Here is an 18,093-nt window from a genome sequence, read left to right on the forward strand (position 1 = left end):
TATCGTGGGCGCCGATCGAATGTTGCACGCGAAGCCCGGGCGCGGACAGCCGTTGCCGGCCACCGAGCGGCGTCCGGCGCTCCCGATCGGGGCGAGCGGGCCTCGGACGAGTGCCGCGGGGCCGTAAACGGTTACGACGCGTGGACGATGCGGCATCGCTCGACGAACGGTCGTCTCGAAGCGGTGAGCGGTCGCCGCTTGTGATCACCCTCAGTGATCAACGGGTGCGGAGGTACACCACTGCGAGGCAGCCCGCGGTCACCGGGATCCAGGCGAACTGGCTCCAGTAGAAGAACGGCATGCCGAACAGCCGTGGCTCCACCACGTTGAACCACGGCGTGACGAGGGCGAGGAACGGGACCAGCAGCAACAGGTGCCACGCGCGAGCCCGCTCGACCACGCGCCGATCGTAAGGCCGAGTGCACCTTGGAGCCGTACTGCTGTTCTGCGGCCCGCGAAACAGCAGTACGGCTCCAAGGTGCTCAGGGGTGCTCTAAGCCCTTACGCGCCCAGGCGGAGCTTCAACGCCTCCAGCTCGTCGCGCATCGACGTGGGCAGGCGGTCGCCGATCTTGGCGAACCACTCCTCGATGAGCGGGATCTCCGCCTTCCACTCCTCGATGTCCACCTCGAGGGCCGCCTCGATGTCCGCACGCGGCGCGTCGAGCCCGTCCAGGTCGAGCTCGTCGGCGGTCGGGACGTAGCCGATGGCGGTCTCGGTGGCCGCCGCCGTGCCCTCGATCCGCTCGACGGCCCACTTGAGGACGCGCGAGTTCTCGCCGAAGCCCGGCCACAGGAAGCGCCCGTCCTCGCCGCGGCGGAACCAGTTGACGTAGAAGATCTTCGGCAGCTTGTCGGCGTCGGCACCCTTGCCGACGTTCACCCAGTGCTGGAAGTACTCGCCGGCGTTGTAGCCCAGGAACGGCAGCATCGCCATGGGGTCGCGGCGCACCTGGCCGAGCCCGCCCGCAGCGGCCGCGGTCTTCTCGCTGGACATCGTGGCGCCCATGAACGTGCCGTGCTGCCAGTCCCGCGACTCCGTGACCAGCGGGACCGTCGTCTTGCGCCGGCCGCCGAAGAGGATGGCCGAGATCGGCACGCCCTTCGGGTCGTCCCACTCCGGCGCCACGACCGGGCACTGCGCGATCGGGGTGGTGTAGCGGGAGTTGGGGTGGGCGGCGGGCTTGTCCGAGTCCGGCGTCCAGTCCTCGCCGAGCCACGACGTCAGATGCTGCGGGTCGCCCTCGAGCCCCTCCCACCAGACGTCGCCGTCATCGGTGAGTGCGACGTTGGTGAACAGCGAGTTCCCCTTCTCGATGGTGCGCATCGCGTTGGGGTTGGTCTTCCAGTTCGTGCCGGGGGCCACGCCGAAGAAGCCGAACTCCGGGTTCACCGCGTAGAGCCGGCCGTCCTCGCCGAAGCGCATCCACGCGATGTCGTCACCGATGGTCTCGGCGCGCCAGCCCGGCACCGTGGGCTGCAGCATCGCGAGGTTCGTCTTGCCGCACGCGGACGGGAAGGCCGCGGCCACGTAGTAGGCCTTCTCCTCCGGCGAGATCAGCTTGAGGATCAGCATGTGCTCGGCCAGCCAGCCCTCGTCGTGGGCGATCGCCGAGGCGATCCGCAGCGCGTAGCACTTCTTGCCCAGCAGGGCGTTGCCGCCGTAGCCGGAGCCGAAGCTCCAGATCTCCCGGGTCTCGGGGAAGTGGCTGATGTACTTCGTGTCGTTGCACGGCCAGGGCACGTCCTGCTGGCCGGGCTGGAGCGGCGCGCCGACCGAGTGCAGGCACTTGACGAAGGAGTCGCCGCGGTCGGCGAAGAGCGGCAGCACAGCCGCACCCATCCGGGTCATGATCTTCATGGAGGTGACGACGTACTCGGAGTCGGTGATCTCGACGCCGAGCATCGGGGGATCCGCGTCGGCCGGGCCCATGCAGAACGGGATCACGTACATGGTGCGCCCGCGCATGCACCCGCGGTACAGCTCCTTCATCGTGTTCTTCATCTCGGCCGGATCGACCCAGTTGTTGGTCGGCCCCGCGCCGACCTCCTCGGCCGTGCAGATGAAGGTGCGCTCCTCCACGCGGGCGACGTCATCGGGGTCCGAGGCGGCCCAGAATGAATTCGGTTTCTTCGCCTCGTTCAGCTTGACGAACGTGCCCGCCTCGACGAGCTGCGCCGTCATCCGGTCCCACTCCTCGTCGGACCCGTCGCACCACACCACCCGGTCGGGCGTGGTGAGCTCCGCGACTTCGCGCACCCAGGACACCAGCCGAGCGTTGGTCGTGGGCGCTCCGTCGATCCCCGACACGGTCATCGCAGTCATATCGTCCTCGCTCCTCGCCGGCTTCCCGGCCCCCGGAAATGCTGCGCGCACCCGCCCGAATCGGAACGGGTGTGCTGGTGAGAGATGGGACCCGACGGTACCTGCGGATGCGGGATTCCCCCACCGCTGGCCGATGTCGACTCACTCACAGGACCGATCAGGTAATCGATTCAGATGAATAGGAAGCGCTTTCCGTCGATTGCGGTCCGTGACGCACTCCGGGTGGGGGTAGCGGAGCCCCCGGGCGGGTACTCCCCCTCGGCACCCGTGCCCGTCGCGGGTGCAGCACACCGTGGACCGGACAGCCCGGGGCGCGTAGGGTTTTGAACACGTTCAAAACCGGGGGAGGGGCTCCATGGAAGCCGAGATGACCCAGTACGTCGTGCTGCTGGCGGTGTCGATCGGCCTGACGTTCCTGGTGGGCCAGCTCCTCATCCGGGCGGGCGAGCCGTTCCTGCAGGAGGTGTTCCAGGACCGCAAGGTCACCCGCTCGGTCAACCTGCTGCTCTCGGTGCTGTTCCACCTGATCACGCTCGGCGTCCTGGCCATCATCTCGGTGAGCTCCGTGTCCGGCGACAACGCGCTGCAGACGTTCGTCGTCAAGCTGGGCGTCGTGCTGCTGACGCTCGGGGTCGCGTACGGCATCTCGATGCTGGTCCTGATCCGGGTGCGCGAGCGCCGCCGCGCCGCCCAGATCTCCGAGAACGTCCAGGAGCGCCTCGCCGAGCGCGGCATCAGCACCGGGCCTTCGCAGTCCACGCCGCCCGCGGTGGCGCCGCCCCCCGGCCGACCGCAGCGGGGCAGCGAGCCCGGGCCGCAGTAACGACGGCGTGACGGCGGCGCAAGGACATCGGCACCGTGGCATCGGCACCGTGACCTCGGCTCGGGGGAAGACCCGCGAGGCGATCGTCAGCGCCGCGCTGGAGCTGTTCCGGGAGCACGGGTTCGAGGGCACCACGATGCGCGCGGTCGCCGACCGCGCCGGTGTCTCCGTCGGCAACGCCTACTACTACTTCTCCTCGAAGGACGAGCTGGTCCAGGGCTTCTACGACCAGCTCGTCGCGGAGCACCGGGCGCTCGCGCTACCCGAGCTGGACGGACGGCGGGACCTGGCCGACCGGCTCGGCACCGCTCTGCGCGCCTGGCTCACCGTCGCCGAGCCGTACCGGGAGTTCGCCGGCCGCTTCTTCGCGGTGGCCGCGCAGCCGGGAAACCCGCTCTCGCCGTTCAGCGCCGAGGCCGGTCCGGCCCGCGGCGCCGCGGTGGACCTCTACCGCGAGGTGCTCGCCGGGTCCCGCACCCCGGTCGACCCGGATCTCGCGCGCGAGCTGCCCGAGCTGCTGTGGCTCTACCACCTCGGCGTCGTCCTGTTCTGGGTGCACGACACCTCGCCCGGAGCGGCTCGCACCGAGCTGCTCGTGGACCGCACGGCCCCGATGCTCGCCCGGCTGGTGCGGCTCTCGAAGCTGCCGGTGCTGCGCCCGCTGAGCCACCAAGCGGTCACACTCCTCCAAGAGCTGCGCGCCTGAGCCCAACACCCGCACCTTGGAGCCGTACTGCTCTATTTCGGCGCTCTGAGCAGCAGTATGGCTCCAAGGTGCGGGGTGGAGAGGCGGTCAGGGGTGCGTGCTGCGTAGGCCTGCCACCACCGCCAGGGCGACCAGGACCAGCGTCGCCGCGCCCACCCAGGCTGTCGTTCCGACCGCGCCCGTGAAGGCCGTGCGGGCCGAATCCAGCAGTTCCGCCGCCGGCGCGCCGGTCAGGCGCTGCGCGGTGTCGACGGCGCCGCCGAGCGTCTCGCGGGCATCGGTGGCGTAGGCCGGTCCGACGCTGCGCGGCACCTCCACGGCGCCGCGGTACGCGGCCGACAGCACGCTGCCGAGCACGGCCGTGCCGAGCACCGCGCCGATCTCGTATGCCGTCTCGGACACCGCGGACGCCGAGCCTGCCCGGTCGGCCGGGGCGGCGGCGAGGATGGCGTCGTTCGTGATCGTCTCCGACAACCCGATCCCGGCTCCGACCAGCACCGTCGCGACCATCAGCACGGCGACGTCGGACCCGGCGCCCAGGAGGGTGCAGAGCAGGTACCCGGACGCGGCGAACAGCAGGCCCGCCGGCACGAGCACCCGCAGCGGGAACCGCCTGCCCAGCTGCGCGGCGGCCAGCCCGGCGAGCATCGTCACCACGAACCCCGGCACCAGCACGAGCCCGGCGTCCAGCGGCGCGAGGCCCCGCACGAGCACGAGGTGCTGCGCGGAGAAGAACAGCAGCCCGGTGAGCGCGAACATCGTGCCGGCGTTGGCCAGCGCGGAGAGCCGCAGCACCGGCGAGGCGAACAGCGTCACGTCGAGCAGCGGCTCCTCGCCCGCGGCGCGCCGGGTACGGGCCCGGCGCACGAACAGCACGCCCGCGGCGACCGCGACGATCAGTGCCAGCACGGCCGACGCCGTCAGGCCGTCGTGCGCGACGAGCTTCACGGCCAGCACCGCAGGCGCCATCGTCAGCAACGACAGCAGCACGCCGAGCGGGTCGAACCGGCCCGGGTCCGGCCGGCGGGACTCGGGCAGCACCACCGGCACGAGCACGAGCATCACCAGCATCACCGGCACGTTGACCAGGAACACCGAGCCCCACCAGAAGTGCTGGAGCAGCAGCCCGCCCACGATGGGGCCGAGCGCGGAGCCCGCGGCGAAGCCCGTGGCCCAGATCGCGACGGCGAACCTGCGCTGGTCGCGGTCCCGGAAGAGGGTGCGCAGCAGCGCGAGGGTGGCCGGCATCAGCATCGCGCCGAAGAAGCCGAGCAGGGCGCGCGCGGCCACGAGGTGCGCGCCGTCGGTGGCGAAGGACGCGGCGAGCGAGACCGCACCGAAGCCGGCGGTGCCGATCAGCAGCGTGCGGCGGCGGCCGATGCGATCGCCGAGCGTGCCCATGGTGACCAGCAGCCCGGCCAGCACGAGGGGGTAGACGTCGACCAGCCACAGCAGCTGCGCCGCCGACGGCGAGAGCGCCGCGCTGATCGCCGGCAGCGCGAACCCCAGCACGGTGTTGTCGATCGTGACGAGCAGCGTCGGCAGGAGCAGCGCGGCGAGCCCGGCCCACTCGCGGCGGCCGGCGCGCGCAGGGGCGGGCGAGGCGGGGTGGCGGGCGGTGACGGTCACGGGGCACCTCGGTCGGGAGCGGGAACTGTACCGTCTAGACGGTACAGACTCGCAGGTCATTCCTGGTGGTGGCGAGCGCCACCTAGACTCGCCGGGTGCCCAACGCCCGTGACCGCGTGCTCGACGCGTACGAGACGCTGCTGATCGACCACGGCGGCGCGGCCATCACGCTCGACGCCGTCGCCGCCGCGGCCGGGGTCTCGAAGGGCGGCCTGCTCTACCACTTCGCCTCGAAGGAGGCCCTCGCCACCGGGTTGCTCGACCGGCTGCGCGAGCGCAGCGCCGCCGACGCCGAGGCCATCCGCTCCGCACCCGAAGGCGCCGTCGCCTACTACGTGCGAACCTCCGCGCCCGGTGGCGCCACACCCGGCGGCCTCACCCGCACCTACCTCGCCGTGCTCCGGCTCGCCGACGGCACCGCGGCCGGCCAGGCCGTCCGCGACGCCCTCGCGGTGGTGGACGCCGACGGCTACGCGGCCCTGCGCGACGAGCTGCACGACCCGGTGCTCGCCTGGCTGGCGCAGCTCGTCGGCGACGGGCTCTACCTGCGCACGCTCACCGGCACCCCGCTGCCGCCCGACCTGGGCGTGGAGGAGCTGCTGGAGCGGATGCGCCAGTACGCGCCGCGGCCCACCGACCCGCAGACCTGACGGCACGACGCTCGGACACCGATTCCTGCACTGCCACACCGACTGCAGTCGGTGCGCGAGCGGCCGAGTCGGTGTGTGAGCGTGATCGAGGACACCTCGGGCGCCCGCCCCGGGATGTCACAGCGCGGTGTCCCGGATCGTCCTAGCAGCGTGCGGCAGTCGTCGGAGGCGAGGCTCCTCCAGGAGTACCAGCAGGCGCGGGGCCGGCTCGTCGGCATCGCCCACGGCATCCTGGGCGACCTCGGCGAGGCCGAGGACGTCGTGCAGGAGGCGTGGCTGCGGCTGCGGCGGAGCACGGACCCGATCGGGTCGGTGACCGGCTGGCTGGTCGTCACCACCTCGCGCCTCGCCCTCGACGCCGTGGGCTCGGCCCGCAGGCGCCGCGAGAACTACGTGGGGCCCTGGCTGCCGGAACCGATCGTCACGTTCGACCACGTCGGCGCGCCCGCCCCGGTCGATCCGGCGGACCGCGTCACCCTGGCCGAATCGGTCAGCACCGCGGTCCTCGTGGTGCTCGAGACGTTGACGCCCGCCGAGCGCACGGCGTTCGTGCTGCACGACGTGTTCGGCCTGCCTTTCGGCGAGGTCGCCGAGATCGTGGGGCGCACACCGGCCGCGGTCCGGCAGCTGGCCGCCCGCGCCCGCAAGCACGTGCGGGAGGGCGCCCCGCGCGCCGACACCGACCCGCGGCGGCACCGCGCGGTCGTCGACGCCTTCACCACGGCGCTGGAGAACGGTGACGTCGAGGGGCTGCTGCGCCTGCTCGATCCCGACGTCGTGCTGCACAGCGACGGCGGTGGACGCGTGCGGGCGGCGCGCAACCCCGTGCACGGCGCCGACCGCGTGGCCCGCTTCCTGGCCGGCATCCAGCGCAAGCGGAGCTACCGGCTGTGGCCCGCGCGGATCAACGCCGGCCCCGGCGTCGTGCTCGACCGGGACGGCAGGCCCGTCGCGGCCGTCTCGCTCACCGTCGTCGACGGGCGGGTCGCCCGCGTCGACATGGTGATCAACCCCGACAAGCTGGCGCGCACCGGCGCGCCGTGGAAGGAGAACCCGTGACCACGCGACTGCGCATCACCGAGGTCCAGCCCGAGGCGTACAAGGCCATGCTCGGGCTGGAGAGGTACCTGGCCGAGTGCCCGGTGCCACAGCAGGTCCTGCACCTGCTCAAGCTGCGCGTCAGCCAGATCAACGGCTGCGCGTTCTGCACCGACATGCACGCGTTCGAGCTGAAGGACGAGGGGGAGACCGACGAGCGGCTGTTCTCCGTGGTGACCTGGCGGGAGGCGCCGTGGTTCACCCCGGCCGAGCGCGCGGCGCTGGCGCTCGCCGAGGAGGCCACCAGGATGGGACCGGACGGCGTCTCGGACGCGACGTGGGCCGAGGCGGAGCAGCACTACGACCCGCCCGCCCTCGCCGCGCTGGTCACGGCGGTCGCCGCGATCACCGCGTGGAACGTCCTCAACGTGGCCCTGCGGACGAGGCCGGGCCTCTTGCGCAGGGCGGCCGCGTAGGAGCTGCGGGCGCTACCTCGGGGCCAGTAGCGGCACCGCCGGGCGCAGCCACGGCAGGTCGAGGCACTCCTGCACGACGCGGGCGAAGAGCCACAGCTCGACGCGCCCGGCGTCCAGGCCGGCGAGGTCGGCCATCCGGCGGGCGAGCCCGCGCGGGTCGGCCAGCAGCCGGTCACGGCAGTTCAGCATGTGCTGCAGCACGTCGTAGGCCGGGTCGCCGACGTAGGGCTTGGGGTCGATCACCAGCCACGGCGCCCGCTCCGCGGCGAGCACGTTGTCCGCGTGCAGGTCGGTGACCAGCAGCCGCTGTGGAACGTCGTCACGGGGCAGGCCGCGGAACAGCTCCATGCCGGCGCGCGCGAGACCCGGGTCGAGGGCGCCCGGCTCGGCGGCGTGGGCGCGGTCGAACCCGGCCGCCCACTCGTCGCACATCGAGGTGAGCGGGCGGAACGGGTGGGCGTGCGGCGGCTCGCACCACAGCTGCCGCAGCAGGTCCGCCACCACCTCGTCCTGCGCGGGCTCCGCCCGCGCCTGCTTCAGCGTGGTGCCGGGCCGGCAGCGCTCCAGCAGCAGGGCGGTGGTGGGCCCGTCCACGTGGGCGGCGTGGACCCGCACCGCGCCGCGCCCGTCCCAGAACCGCAACCCGTGGGCCTCGTCCCGGCTCTCGTAGTGGGTCCAGCCGACCTTCAGCACGAGGTCGCGGCCTGCGTCGTCGCGCGCGGGCGCCACCCACGACGCCGAGCCTCCGGGCTGGAACGGTGGCCCGACCGTGAGCGACCACCGCTCCGCGAGCGCCCCGACGATCTGCGGCAGTCCGCCGAGCCACTCCGTGCGCTCCGGCGACCCCTCCTCCGCAACGGACTCGGCCAGCAAGGTGGGCAACGGGAAGGACGCCACGCCCCCATCCTGCCGACGCCGCCAATCGGTTTGCCCCGGCGGCGCGCCGCTCGCCACCATCCCCGCATGCTGCGCCCGCCCGTCCGCGACATCCACGCCTACTACGCCGAGCACTTCGTCGAGGACGACCGGCTGCACGCCACCGCGCACGGCCGGCTGGAGTACGAGCGGACGCAGGAGCTGCTGCGCCGGTACCTGCCGACCCCACCCGCCCGGGTGCTCGACGTCGGCGGCGCCACCGGTGTGCACGCGCGCCGGCTCGCCGCGGACGGGTACGTGGTGCACGTCGTCGACCTGGTGCCCGAGCACGTCGCCGTCGCCGCGGCCCTGCCCGGGGTCACGGCCGCCGTCGGGGACGCCCGGCAGCTCGCCGAGCCCGATGCGCACGCCGACGCCACGCTGCTGCTCGGGCCGCTCTACCACCTGGTGGACCGGGCCGACCGCGTGCGCGCCCTGCGCGAGGCCGCGCGCGCCACCGTCCCGGGCGGGCTCGTCGCCGCCGCCGCGATCAGCCGGCACGCCCCGCTGCTGGAGATGGGGGCGCGCGACCAGATCGACGACGCGACCGGGCCCGTGCTGCGGCAGATCCTCGCGACCGGACGGCACGACCCGCGCCTCGGTTTCACCACCGCCTACCTGCACCGGGTCGACGAGCTGACCGCCGAGATGCACGAGGCCGGGCTGCGCGAGGTGCGGGTGCACGGCGTCGAGGGCCCGCTGGCGTCGGTGGTCCTGGCGCTCGAACCCGGCACCGAGCGGTTCCCGGCGGCGCTGTGCGCCGCGCGGCTGGCCGACGAGGACGAGGACCAGGCCCTCGCGGCCGCGAGCCTGCACCTGCTCGGCGTGGCCCGCACCTGACGGGCCGCACGTCAGCGGCCGGAGACCACCGTCTCCCGGGCGATCACCGGCAGCGGGATGGGCAGCCGGTGGACCGTGACGTTCCAGTACCGGGTCTCGGGATCACCGGCCCGCCACGCGTTGGCGAATCGGGCGGTGGCGTCCGCGTCCGTGCGGCGGCGTGGACGCGGCCGCATGCCGCAACGGCGGCGCACCTCCCGGTCCAGTGCACGCCACGCGTCCTCGGCGGTGCTGTGCACGCTCACGGTGGCGGGCTCGTCCGCATCTCCGACGAGCAGGGTGTAGGCGCTCACTACCTCGAACGACACTCCTCGCCCCTTCCCGGTCCCACGACCTGGCGACGACGTCGGCGCTCTGTCGGGGTAGTCAACGGCAAAGCAACACAGTCGGGTGCCCGTTGGGGCGACGACGCGCCGACCGGTGCGCCGACCGGCGTCGAACGGCCGCATCGGCAGTGACGCAGGACACGCCCACCCAGCCGATCATGCATAGAGCCGTTCGCCGCTGCACCCTCCCACTCGGACGAGGCCTCGCGCTAACGCCCGAGCGAGACCGAGGACATGTTGAAGTCCGGGACCCGGACCGGCGGCATGGCGGCGCGGGTGAACCAGTCCTTCCACTCCCGCGGGATCGTGCGCTCCGTGGCCCCGACCTCGGTGGCCCGGCGCAGGACGTCCAGCGGGGAGTGGTTGAAGCGGAAGTTGTGGTCGACCTCGCCGACCACCTCGCCGCCCTCCACCAGGTACACGCCGTCGCGGGTCAGCCCGGTGAGCAGCAGGGTGGTGGGGTCGACCTCGCGGATGTACCAGAGGCAGGTCAGCAGCAGGCCGCGTTCGGTGCGCGCCACCAGATCGGCGGTGGACGCCGCCGAGCCGCCCGTGAGCAGCAGGTTGTCGCCCGCCGGGGTGAACCGGGTGCCGAACTCGGCGGCCTCGGCGCGCGAGTAGACCAGCTCGCCGATCGCGCCGTCGGCGATCCACTCGACCCGGCGGGTGGGGGCGCCGTTGTCGAAGACCGAGATGCCGTCGCCGGACCGGGTGGCGGTCAGGAACGGCTCGTACTCCAGCCCGGGCGCGGCCGGGTCGCTGGCCAGCGTGAGCGGGAGCTTCGTGAGCTCCTCCCCGACGCGCACGCCGTCCGGCCCGGCCAGTGCGCTGCGGCCCTCCTGCGCAGGCCGCCCCTCCATCGACCACGCGAGGTAGACCATCAGGTCGGACACGGCCGAGGGCGGCAACAGCGTCTCGTAGCGGCCCGCGGGCAGCGTGACGCGCCGCTGCCCCCAGTCCAGCCGCCGGCCCGCCTCGGCGGCGAGCGCCACCACGTCGACGTCGGTGAAGTCGGCGGTGGACGCGCCCGTCCACGCGGAGCTCGCGAGGTCCGGGGTCTTGGCGTTCAGCTCGACCGACCCGGTGGGCTGCACCCAGCGCCCGCGGATGCCGGTGGACGTGCCCAGCCACACCGTGGAGAGCTCGTGGCTGGCGAACCCGTACTGCCGGTGCGGGCCGGTCAGCACCTCGGCCAGCCCCTCGGCGAACCCGCCGAAGACCCCGATCGAGGTCTCGGCCGCCGGCTCGTCCCAGGCCGGGTCGGCCGCCGCGGGCTCCAGCAGCGGGGCCGCGTCGTCCGCCGGACCGGCGTCCCGGGCCGCCGCCTCCGCCGCGCGGACGAGCTGCTCGAGCTGGGCGACGTCGGTGACGGCGACGCTCGAGCCCACCACGCCGGCCCCGACGCCCCCTTCCAGCGCCACGAAGGCGATCACGGTGGTGCGCCGCGACGTCGTGTGCCCGTTCGTCGTCATCGTCGAGTTGGCCCAGCGGAGCACGGCCTCGCTCGACTCCCGCACGAGCACGGCGCAGCCGTGCAGGTGCCCCGCCGCCGCGAGGGTGCGCTCGACGACCTCCTGCGGACGGATGACACCGGTCATCGGGCCTCCTCCTGCGTGTTCAGCACGTTCACGCCCCGGAACCGGGCCGCGGGGCAGCCGTGGCTCACCGCGGCGATCTGCCCCGGCTGCGCCTTGCCGCAGTTCATCGCGCCGTGCAGCTGCCACGTCGAGGGCCCGCCGACGGCGTCCATCGATCCCCAGAAGTCGGTGGTGGTGGCCTGGTAGGCCACGTCGCGCAGCTGGCCGGCGAGCCGCCCGCCCTCGATCCGGTAGAACCGCTGGCCGGTGAACTGGAAGTTGTAGCGCTGCATGTCGATCGACCAGGACTTGTCGCCGACGACGTAGATGCCGCGCTCGACCCCGCCGATCAGCTCGTCGGTGGTGGTGTCGCGCGCGGGGTCGGGCCGCAGCGACACGTTGGCCATCCGCTGGATGGGCACGTGGTGCGGGGAGTCGGCGAAGGCGCACCCGTTGCTGCGGTCCAGGCCCAGCCGGGGCGCGAAGGTGCGGTCCAGCTGGTAGCCGACCAGCACGCCGTCCCGGACGAGGTCCCATTCGCCTGTGGCGACGCCGTCGTCGTCGAAACCGATGCTGGCGAGCCCGTGCGGCACCGTGCGGTCGCCGGTGACGTGCATGTGCTCGGAGCCGTAGCGCAGCGTGCCCAGCCGGTCGGGCGTGGCGAAGCTGGTGCCGGCGTACGCGGCCTCGTAGCCGATGGCGCGGTCGTACTCGGTGGCGTGCCCGACCGACTCGTGGATCGTGAGCCACAGGTTGCTGGGATCGATCACCAGGTCGTAGGCGCCCGCCTGCACCGAGGGCGCCTTCGTCTTCTCCGCGAGGAGCTCCGGGATCGCGGCGAGCTCGTCGTCGAAGTTCCAGCCCGTCCCGGTGAGGTACTCCCAGCCGCGCCCGACCGGCGGGGCGATCGAGCTCATCGTCTCGAAGCCGCCCGCCGCGCGGTCGACCGCGGTGGCGGTGATCGACGGCTCGATCCGCACCCGCTGCTGGACGGTGCGGGTGCCCGCGGTGTCGGCGTAGAACTTGTGCTCCCGCACCTGCGCCACCCCCACCCGCGCGTGGTCGACCCCGTCGGCGGCCAGCAGCCGCTGCGACCACTCCGTGAGCAGCGCGATCTTCTCCCGGGTGGGCACGGCGAACGGGTCGACCTCGTACGGGGAGACCCACTCGGCACCCGCGTGCACCGGCTCGTCGGCCCGCTCGACGCGCTCGACCGCCACCGGCGCGAGCGTGCGCGCCACCGCGACCGCGCGCTCGGCCGTGGCCGCCGCCCGCTCGCGGGTGAGCTCGACGTGCGAGGCGAACCCCCACACCCCGTCGACGATCACGCGTACCGCGAGGCCGACGGTGGTGGTGTCGCTGACGGCGGTGACCGACCCGTCCCGCAGGTCGATGCCCTGCGACAGGATCCGCTCGACGCGCACGTCCGCGTGCTGGGCGCCGAGCGCACGCGCCCGGCCCAGCGCGGCGTCGGCCAGCGCGTCGAGCGGGAGCGCGCGGAACTCCGGGTCGATCCGGTGTGCGGCCATGCCCCCAACCTACTGATCACCGAAGCCGTCCACCGGGGCGTCCACCGGGCCCGCGTCGGGCGGCTCCGGCCCGACGAGGCGCACGACCGCGTCGGGGCCGATCCGCAGCACCTGGTCGGCGAACCGGTCGCCGTCGAGGTCGACGGCCACCACGAGGTCGACGCCGTCGGGCTCCAGCACCGTGTCGGGCCTGCCGTCGCCGTCGGTGTCGAACCCGCAGCCGACGTCGATGTCGGGGACGTGCCCGGGCTCACCCATCCGCCGCCCCCGAACCGGCGGCCAGCCGGGCCAGCTCGCGGTCGACCGCGGCGCGGCGGCACAGCACCGCGGTGTCGAGCGCCGCAGCGGCCGCGCGTTCCAGCTCGATCGTCCTGCGGTCCAGGTCGGCGTCGATGGCCGCCGCCGCCGCGGCGAGGACCTGCTCGGCCGTGCGGTGCAGCCGGGCCCGCCGCGCGGCCGTGCGCCGGGCCACCGCCGCCAGGACGACCGCGGCGCCCCCGGCCCCCACCGCGAGGGGCGTGAGCGCGGGGCCGCCCAGCGCGGGCAACCCGAGCAGCGGCAGCACCGCCAGCGGGAGCAGCGCCAGCCGCCACAGGGCCGCCCCCTCGGCCACCCCGGTGAGGAACGAGGGGAGCGGCTCGATCGGCTCCGTGGCCGGTGGGACGCGCACGGCGCGCGGAGCCGGCAGCGGCGGCCACCCCGGCTCCACCTCCAGCCCCCGCTCGGTGGCGATGCGGCGCAGCGGCGGGCGCACCCCCTCGCCCCACGAGGAGACGACCGCCGCCGCCACCGCGACGACGGCGCCCTGGAGGCGGATCGGCAACATCTCGTGGACGTGCCGGTCGCCGCACCGGACGTGCGCGGCCACCTCCCGGCGCAGCGCGGCGAGCGCGGCGGCCGCCTCACCGGCGGCGGCCAGCCGCCCGAGGGCGAGGCAGCTGCGCAGCTCCGCGCGGTGGCCGCCCGCGAGCCGGGCACGCAGCTCCCGCAGCTCGGCACGGCGGGCGCGCACGGCATCGGCGTAGCGATCCGGCATGGCGCCAGGCTCGCACCCGCGGGCCCGGTCGGGGGCGGAACCGCGGAGAACGTGTGCACCTGTGAACGGTCCGGCCCGCAAAGCCGGGGGTGGTCCCCGGTTCCCGGGCCCCCCACTCCCGGGAACCGGGGGGTGCACGCGGACGCCCCCGAGGTCCGCGTGGGCGGGCCGCGCCTGCCCACCCGCTGCCGCGGTCGTCGGGGGTGCTGCGGGGAACCCCTCGCTCCCCGCAACGCCCGGCGGTCTGCCGCGGCTGCCGTTGACGAGCTTGCCGGTGCGGTGGGGCCAGAGGGGTCCGTAGAGGTACCCGGATCAGATCACGGATCGGTCACGAGGATCACGCGCCGCTTTTCGACCTGGTGGCGCAGGGTACGGGCGGGGTGACGGGGGCGCGGACCGCGCCACCCCACCGGGGGATCTGCGAGCCGGGGGCAACCACTCTGCGGGTTCGTGCGTCATCCATGGTGTGACGACGGTCCTGCGCCCCCACAGCGCAACCCCGTACGGGCGATGCCATCGCCCCGACCCGCAACCCCTCCCGGGCATCTTCGTTGTCCCGGTGGAGCGGACCCGTCTGGAGGATGTGTGAGCGCCGTTTCATCCGCCCGTGCCGCCGTGTACGGGGGCCCGGCCCCGGCCGCGCCTACCCACGCGCACCGGCCGACCCGCAGGCCGCGCCCGCAGCCGCAGCCGAGCCGGACGCCGTTCCCGACGGTCTCGGTGATCGTGCCGACCCGCAACGAGGCGCGGAACCTCGAGATCGTGCTGCCCGCCATCGCCGCGGTGCGCCCGACCGTCCACGAGATCATCGTCGTCGACGGGAACTCGACCGACGGCACCGTGGAGACCGCACAGCGGGTCCTGCCATGGGTGAAGATCGTCCGGCAGACGCGCAAGGGCAAGGGCAACGCCATGGCGTGCGGGTTCGCCGCGGCCACGGGCGACGTCGTCGTGATGTTCGACGCCGACGGCTCGGCGGACCCGGCGGAGATCCCCGCGTTCGTGTCGGCGCTGGTGGCAGGCGCCGACTTCGCCAAGGGCAGCCGGTTCACCCCCGGCGGCGGCAGCGACGACATCACCCTGCTGCGCAAGTCCGGCAACGCCGGGCTCAACGGCGTCGCCAACGCGCTGTTCGGCACGTCGTACACCGACCTCTGCTACGGCTACAACGCGTTCTGGGCCGACCTGCTCCCGCTGCTCGAGCTGCCGCCGATCGACGCGCCCGCTCCCGCCGAGGGCATGCTCTGGGGCGACGGCTTCGAGATCGAGACCGTGCTGAACTGCCGGATCGCCGCCGCCGGTCTGAAGATCACCGAGGTGCCGTCGATCGAGCGCCAGCGGGTGTTCGGGGACACCAACCTGCGCACCTTCGCCGACGGCGCCCGGGTGCTGCGTACCCTTCTCGCCGAGCACCGGCGGGCCGACCGCCGCTCGAACATCAGCGCCGCGCGCGACCGCCGCTTGTGAGAGCGGGCGGTCGCCCGGTGGGAGGAGACCACCCGTGAGCAGTCCGGTCGTCACCGCGACCGTCGTGATCTGCGTCTACACCGAGAAGCGGTGGGACGACATCGTCGCGGCCGTGCGCTCGGTCGCCGCCCAGGACGTGCGGGCGGCGGAGACCCTGGTCATCGTCGACCACAACCCGGTGCTGCTCTCGCGCGCGCAGCAGGAGTTCGGGCCCCACGGGGTGCGGGTCCTGCCGAACGCACACAAGCAGGGGTTGTCGGGAGCCCGCAACACCGCCATCGCGGAAGCGGCGGGCGACGTGGTCGTCTTCCTCGACGACGACGCGCAGGCGCGGCCCGGGTGGCTCGCCGCGCTGCTCGCCCCCTACAGCGACCCGACGGTCGCGGCCGTCGGGGGCGTGGCGCACCCGCGCTGGCCCACCAACCGCCCCCGGGTGCTCCCCGGCGCGGCTCCCTACGACCCGAACGCCACGGGCGAGCTCGACTGGATCGTCGGCTGCACCTACACCGGGCAGCCGGAGTTCCGGACCGAGGTGCGCAACCTCATGGGCTGCAACATGTCGTTCCGACGCGAAGTGTTCGCCCGGGTAGGCGGCTTCGCCGAGGACATCGGGCGCATCGGGAAGAACCCGCTGGGCTGCGAGGAGACCGAGCTCTGCATCCGCGCCCGGCAGGCCTACCAGCGGGCGGGTGAGAAGATCCGGATCGTGTTCGAGCCCGCCGCGGTCGTCGACCACCGGGTCAGCGCCGACCGCGTCGAATGGGCCTACCTGCGGCGGCGCTCGTGGGCGGAGGGCCTGTCGAAGGCCGCCGTCTCCAAGCTGGTCGGCAGCGAGGACGCCCTGTCCACCGAACGCAGCTACGTCGCCAAGGTGCTGCCCGCCGCCGTGCTGCGCGAGCTCAAGGAGGGCCGCGTGTCGTCGGCGGCCGCCGTCGTCACGGCCCTGGCCTGCACCGCGGCCGGGTACGCGAGGGGCAGGCTCCCCGGCGCCACCGCCGGCGTCCGGCTGCCCGCCGCGCAGGCCGCGAGCACCCGCCCGCACAGTGGTGGCTGAGAATGTGTGTGAGAAGCGCGGAGCGGGCCGCCCAGGACAGCGGGACCTTGCTGCATCGCCGACAGCCGCGGCCCACGTCCGGGCTTCTCACACACATTCTGAGGCGCCGCACCGCCCGATCACCAGCTTCGTCCACCACCGCAGCCGGCTGACCGAGGGCCAGCAGCACGCATGGGACCGCTGGTGGCCCGAGCGCGGCCGGGACGTGGCCGACCTGCTCGGCGGGGCGCAACCGTACGACCCGCCGTCCTGGTTCGGGCGCACCGCACCGCTCGTGCTGGAGATCGGGTCCGGCATGGGGGAGTCGACGGCGGCGCTCGCGGCCGCCGCGCCGGACGTCGACCACATCGCGGTGGAGGTCTACGAGCCCGGGCTCGCCCAGCTGCTGATGCGGATCGCCGAGCTGGGCCTCACGAACGTCGTGCTGCTGCGCGGTGACGCCGTGGCCCTGCTGCGCGAGCGGGTGCCGCCCGCGTCGCTGGCCGGCATCCGGATCTTCTTCCCGGACCCGTGGCCCAAGCGGCGCCACCGCAAGCGCCGGCTGGTCCAGCCGGAGTTCGTGGCGCTGGCCGCCTCGCGACTGGCGCCCGGCGGCACCCTGCACCTCGCCACCGACTGGGACGACTACGCCACGCAGATGCGGTCCGTGTGCGACGCGGAGCCCGCGCTGCGGAACACCGCGGCGGACCAGCCCGGCGGCTGGACCCCCCGACCGGACTGGCGGCCCGTCACGAAGTTCGAGCAGCGGGCCCACCACGAAGGCCGCGAGGTGCACGACCTGATCTACCGCCGCACCTGACCCGCGAGTCTCCCGTCCTGACAGGGCGAGTCTCCCGTTCGGGCCGACGATCAGCTCGGAGGTGCGAGGCCCGGGACCTGACGGGTGCGGCCCCGGAACTCCGCCACCGCCGCGTCACCGTCCCGGACCGTGACGTCGTAGAGGCCCGACCGCCCGGTCATGGCGCGCTCGACGGCCTCGGCCACCAGCTCGGCCCCGAGCGCGACCGGACGCAGGAACGCGATGTCTGCACCCGAGGCGACGGCCGAGGTGCCGTGGCTGTTGGACGCGTAGGCGAGCGCGGCGTCGGCGAGCAGGAACAGGTATCCGCCGTGGCAGATGCCGTGCCCGTTGACGTGCCGCGCCTCGACCGTCATCGCGACGCGCGCCCTCCCGGGCCCGACGTCGAGCAGGCGCACCCCGGCGCCCCGCCCCGCGGCGTCGGCGCGCTCCATCGCGGCCGCGGTGCGCCGGGCGACGTCGACCTCGTCACCGGTCACGCGCGACCCACGTCTCGTGCAGGTGCCGGGCGCGCAGGCCGTGCGGAGCAGCTGCGTCGCGGGCCAGCAGCACGGTGCTGCGCCGGACGGAGGGGCCTGCGGGGCCGTCCTGGTGCTCTTCGTAGGTGACGAGGACCCCGCCGGTGTCGGCGTGCACGACGGCGACGTCCGCGATGCGGATCGACAGCCCCGGTGCCCCGCCGTGCGCGCCCTCGAACCCGGGGAGCAGCTCGTCGCGGTGCATCAGGACGCCGTCGGGGGTGACCATCGTGAAGTCGGGGGTGTGCGCCTCGGCGAAGGCGGCGTACGACGCGGGCGTGCGCGGGGCCCGCCCGGTGAGCCAGTCCTCGATCACCCGGTGCAGGTCCTCGACCTGTGCCGCGCAGCGGTCCCGCAGGGCGTCGGCGCTCTCGTCCATCGTCGT

Annotated in this window: 20 protein-coding genes; 9 read left to right on the top strand and 11 right to left on the bottom strand. The window is 73.9% G+C overall.

What is annotated here, in order from left to right:
• Window positions 1–217 precede the first annotated feature (217 nt).
• A complete protein-coding gene (locus FB558_RS14165) occupies window positions 218–400 on the bottom strand; it encodes a DUF3311 domain-containing protein (protein ID WP_142052803.1) in 183 nt (60 codons plus the stop codon).
• Window positions 401–501: 101 nt separating this feature from the next.
• Window positions 502–2,325 carry a phosphoenolpyruvate carboxykinase (GTP) gene (locus tag FB558_RS14170; protein WP_142052806.1) on the bottom strand — a complete coding sequence of 608 codons (1,824 nt, stop codon included), beginning with the start codon at window positions 2,323–2,325 and terminating at the stop codon, window positions 502–504.
• Window positions 2,326–2,680: 355 nt separating this feature from the next.
• Between FB558_RS14170 and FB558_RS14175 the strand changes: the two genes are divergently transcribed.
• Entirely contained in the window at window positions 2,681–3,148 is a 468-nt protein-coding gene (locus FB558_RS14175; protein ID WP_211366390.1) for a hypothetical protein, read from the top strand.
• A gap of 49 nt (window positions 3,149–3,197) precedes the next feature.
• Complete coding sequence (locus tag FB558_RS14180) at window positions 3,198–3,854, top strand: TetR/AcrR family transcriptional regulator (RefSeq protein WP_142052809.1); 657 nt, start codon at window positions 3,198–3,200, stop codon at window positions 3,852–3,854.
• 87 nt (window positions 3,855–3,941) lie between these two features.
• Here FB558_RS14180 and FB558_RS14185 read toward each other — a convergent pair whose 3' ends face one another.
• Window positions 3,942–5,483: an MFS transporter gene (locus FB558_RS14185; protein WP_211366392.1), complete on the bottom strand. Its 1,542-nt coding sequence runs from the start codon at window positions 5,481–5,483 to the stop codon at window positions 3,942–3,944.
• A gap of 95 nt (window positions 5,484–5,578) precedes the next feature.
• On the opposite strand from FB558_RS14185, the gene FB558_RS45185 reads away from it, so the two are divergent.
• The 3 genes from FB558_RS45185 to FB558_RS14200 all read left to right on the top strand — a co-directional run bounded on the left by FB558_RS45185 (window position 5,579) and on the right by FB558_RS14200 (window position 7,647).
• On the top strand, window positions 5,579–6,133 hold the full coding sequence (locus tag FB558_RS45185) for a TetR/AcrR family transcriptional regulator (protein ID WP_281288598.1): 555 nt from the start codon (window positions 5,579–5,581) through the stop codon (window positions 6,131–6,133).
• Between the two features lie 150 nt (window positions 6,134–6,283).
• Window positions 6,284–7,192, top strand: a complete 909-nt coding sequence (gene sigJ, locus FB558_RS14195) for an RNA polymerase sigma factor SigJ (protein WP_211366394.1) — start codon at window positions 6,284–6,286, stop codon at window positions 7,190–7,192.
• Window positions 7,189–7,647 carry a carboxymuconolactone decarboxylase family protein gene (locus FB558_RS14200; protein WP_170231300.1) on the top strand — a complete coding sequence of 153 codons (459 nt, stop codon included), beginning with the start codon at window positions 7,189–7,191 and terminating at the stop codon, window positions 7,645–7,647. The genes sigJ and FB558_RS14200 overlap by 4 nt, the downstream gene beginning before the upstream one ends.
• A 12-nt stretch (window positions 7,648–7,659) precedes the next feature.
• On the opposite strand, the gene FB558_RS14205 is transcribed toward FB558_RS14200, so the two are convergent.
• A complete protein-coding gene (locus FB558_RS14205) occupies window positions 7,660–8,544 on the bottom strand; it encodes an aminoglycoside phosphotransferase family protein (RefSeq protein WP_170231301.1) in 885 nt (294 codons plus the stop codon).
• 66 nt (window positions 8,545–8,610) lie between these two features.
• Here FB558_RS14205 and FB558_RS14210 point away from each other — a divergent pair, with 66 nt between their 5' ends.
• Window positions 8,611–9,402 (top strand): class I SAM-dependent methyltransferase, encoded by a 792-nt coding sequence (locus FB558_RS14210; protein ID WP_142052818.1) that lies wholly within the window; start codon window positions 8,611–8,613, stop codon window positions 9,400–9,402.
• Window positions 9,403–9,413: 11 nt separating this feature from the next.
• Here the strand turns inward: FB558_RS14210 and FB558_RS14215 are convergent, their stop codons facing one another.
• From FB558_RS14215 to FB558_RS14235, 5 genes are all read right to left on the bottom strand, one after another.
• On the bottom strand, window positions 9,414–9,695 hold the full coding sequence (locus FB558_RS14215; protein ID WP_246106422.1) for a hypothetical protein: 282 nt from the start codon (window positions 9,693–9,695) through the stop codon (window positions 9,414–9,416).
• A gap of 242 nt (window positions 9,696–9,937) precedes the next feature.
• Window positions 9,938–11,326 (bottom strand): metallopeptidase TldD-related protein, encoded by a 1,389-nt coding sequence (locus tag FB558_RS14220; RefSeq protein WP_142052824.1) that lies wholly within the window; start codon window positions 11,324–11,326, stop codon window positions 9,938–9,940.
• The gene (locus FB558_RS14225; RefSeq protein WP_142052827.1) at window positions 11,323–12,834 is read right to left on the bottom strand and encodes a TldD/PmbA family protein; all 1,512 of its coding nucleotides are present in this window, start codon (window positions 12,832–12,834) and stop codon (window positions 11,323–11,325) included. The genes FB558_RS14220 and FB558_RS14225 overlap by 4 nt, the downstream gene beginning before the upstream one ends.
• Window positions 12,835–12,843: 9 nt before the next feature.
• Window positions 12,844–13,092, bottom strand: coding sequence for a hypothetical protein (locus FB558_RS14230; protein WP_142052830.1), 249 nt, complete (start codon window positions 13,090–13,092; stop codon window positions 12,844–12,846).
• Window positions 13,085–13,870: a hypothetical protein gene (locus tag FB558_RS14235; protein WP_142052833.1), complete on the bottom strand. Its 786-nt coding sequence runs from the start codon at window positions 13,868–13,870 to the stop codon at window positions 13,085–13,087. The genes FB558_RS14230 and FB558_RS14235 overlap by 8 nt, the downstream gene beginning before the upstream one ends.
• A gap of 585 nt (window positions 13,871–14,455) precedes the next feature.
• Here FB558_RS14235 and FB558_RS14240 point away from each other — a divergent pair.
• From FB558_RS14240 to trmB, 3 genes are all read left to right on the top strand, one after another.
• Window positions 14,456–15,337, top strand: a complete 882-nt coding sequence (locus FB558_RS14240) for a glycosyltransferase family 2 protein (protein ID WP_246106423.1) — start codon at window positions 14,456–14,458, stop codon at window positions 15,335–15,337.
• Between the two features lie 34 nt (window positions 15,338–15,371).
• Window positions 15,372–16,391 carry a glycosyltransferase family 2 protein gene (locus FB558_RS14245; protein WP_142052839.1) on the top strand — a complete coding sequence of 340 codons (1,020 nt, stop codon included), beginning with the start codon at window positions 15,372–15,374 and terminating at the stop codon, window positions 16,389–16,391.
• Between the two features lie 118 nt (window positions 16,392–16,509).
• The gene (gene trmB / locus FB558_RS14250) at window positions 16,510–17,190 is read left to right on the top strand and encodes a tRNA (guanosine(46)-N7)-methyltransferase TrmB (protein WP_246106531.1); all 681 of its coding nucleotides are present in this window, start codon (window positions 16,510–16,512) and stop codon (window positions 17,188–17,190) included.
• Between the two features lie 50 nt (window positions 17,191–17,240).
• Here the strand turns inward: trmB and paaI are convergent, their stop codons facing one another.
• Both paaI and FB558_RS14260 read right to left on the bottom strand, forming a co-directional pair.
• On the bottom strand, window positions 17,241–17,624 hold the full coding sequence (gene paaI / locus FB558_RS14255; protein ID WP_142054200.1) for a hydroxyphenylacetyl-CoA thioesterase PaaI: 384 nt from the start codon (window positions 17,622–17,624) through the stop codon (window positions 17,241–17,243).
• Window positions 17,625–17,658: 34 nt separating this feature from the next.
• Window positions 17,659–18,087 carry a DUF4440 domain-containing protein gene (locus FB558_RS14260; protein ID WP_142052845.1) on the bottom strand — a complete coding sequence of 143 codons (429 nt, stop codon included), beginning with the start codon at window positions 18,085–18,087 and terminating at the stop codon, window positions 17,659–17,661.
• Between the last annotated feature and the right edge of the window lie 6 nt (window positions 18,088–18,093).

This window comes from Pseudonocardia kunmingensis, assembly GCF_006716445.1.
GTDB lineage: Bacteria > Actinomycetota > Actinomycetes > Mycobacteriales > Pseudonocardiaceae > Pseudonocardia > Pseudonocardia kunmingensis.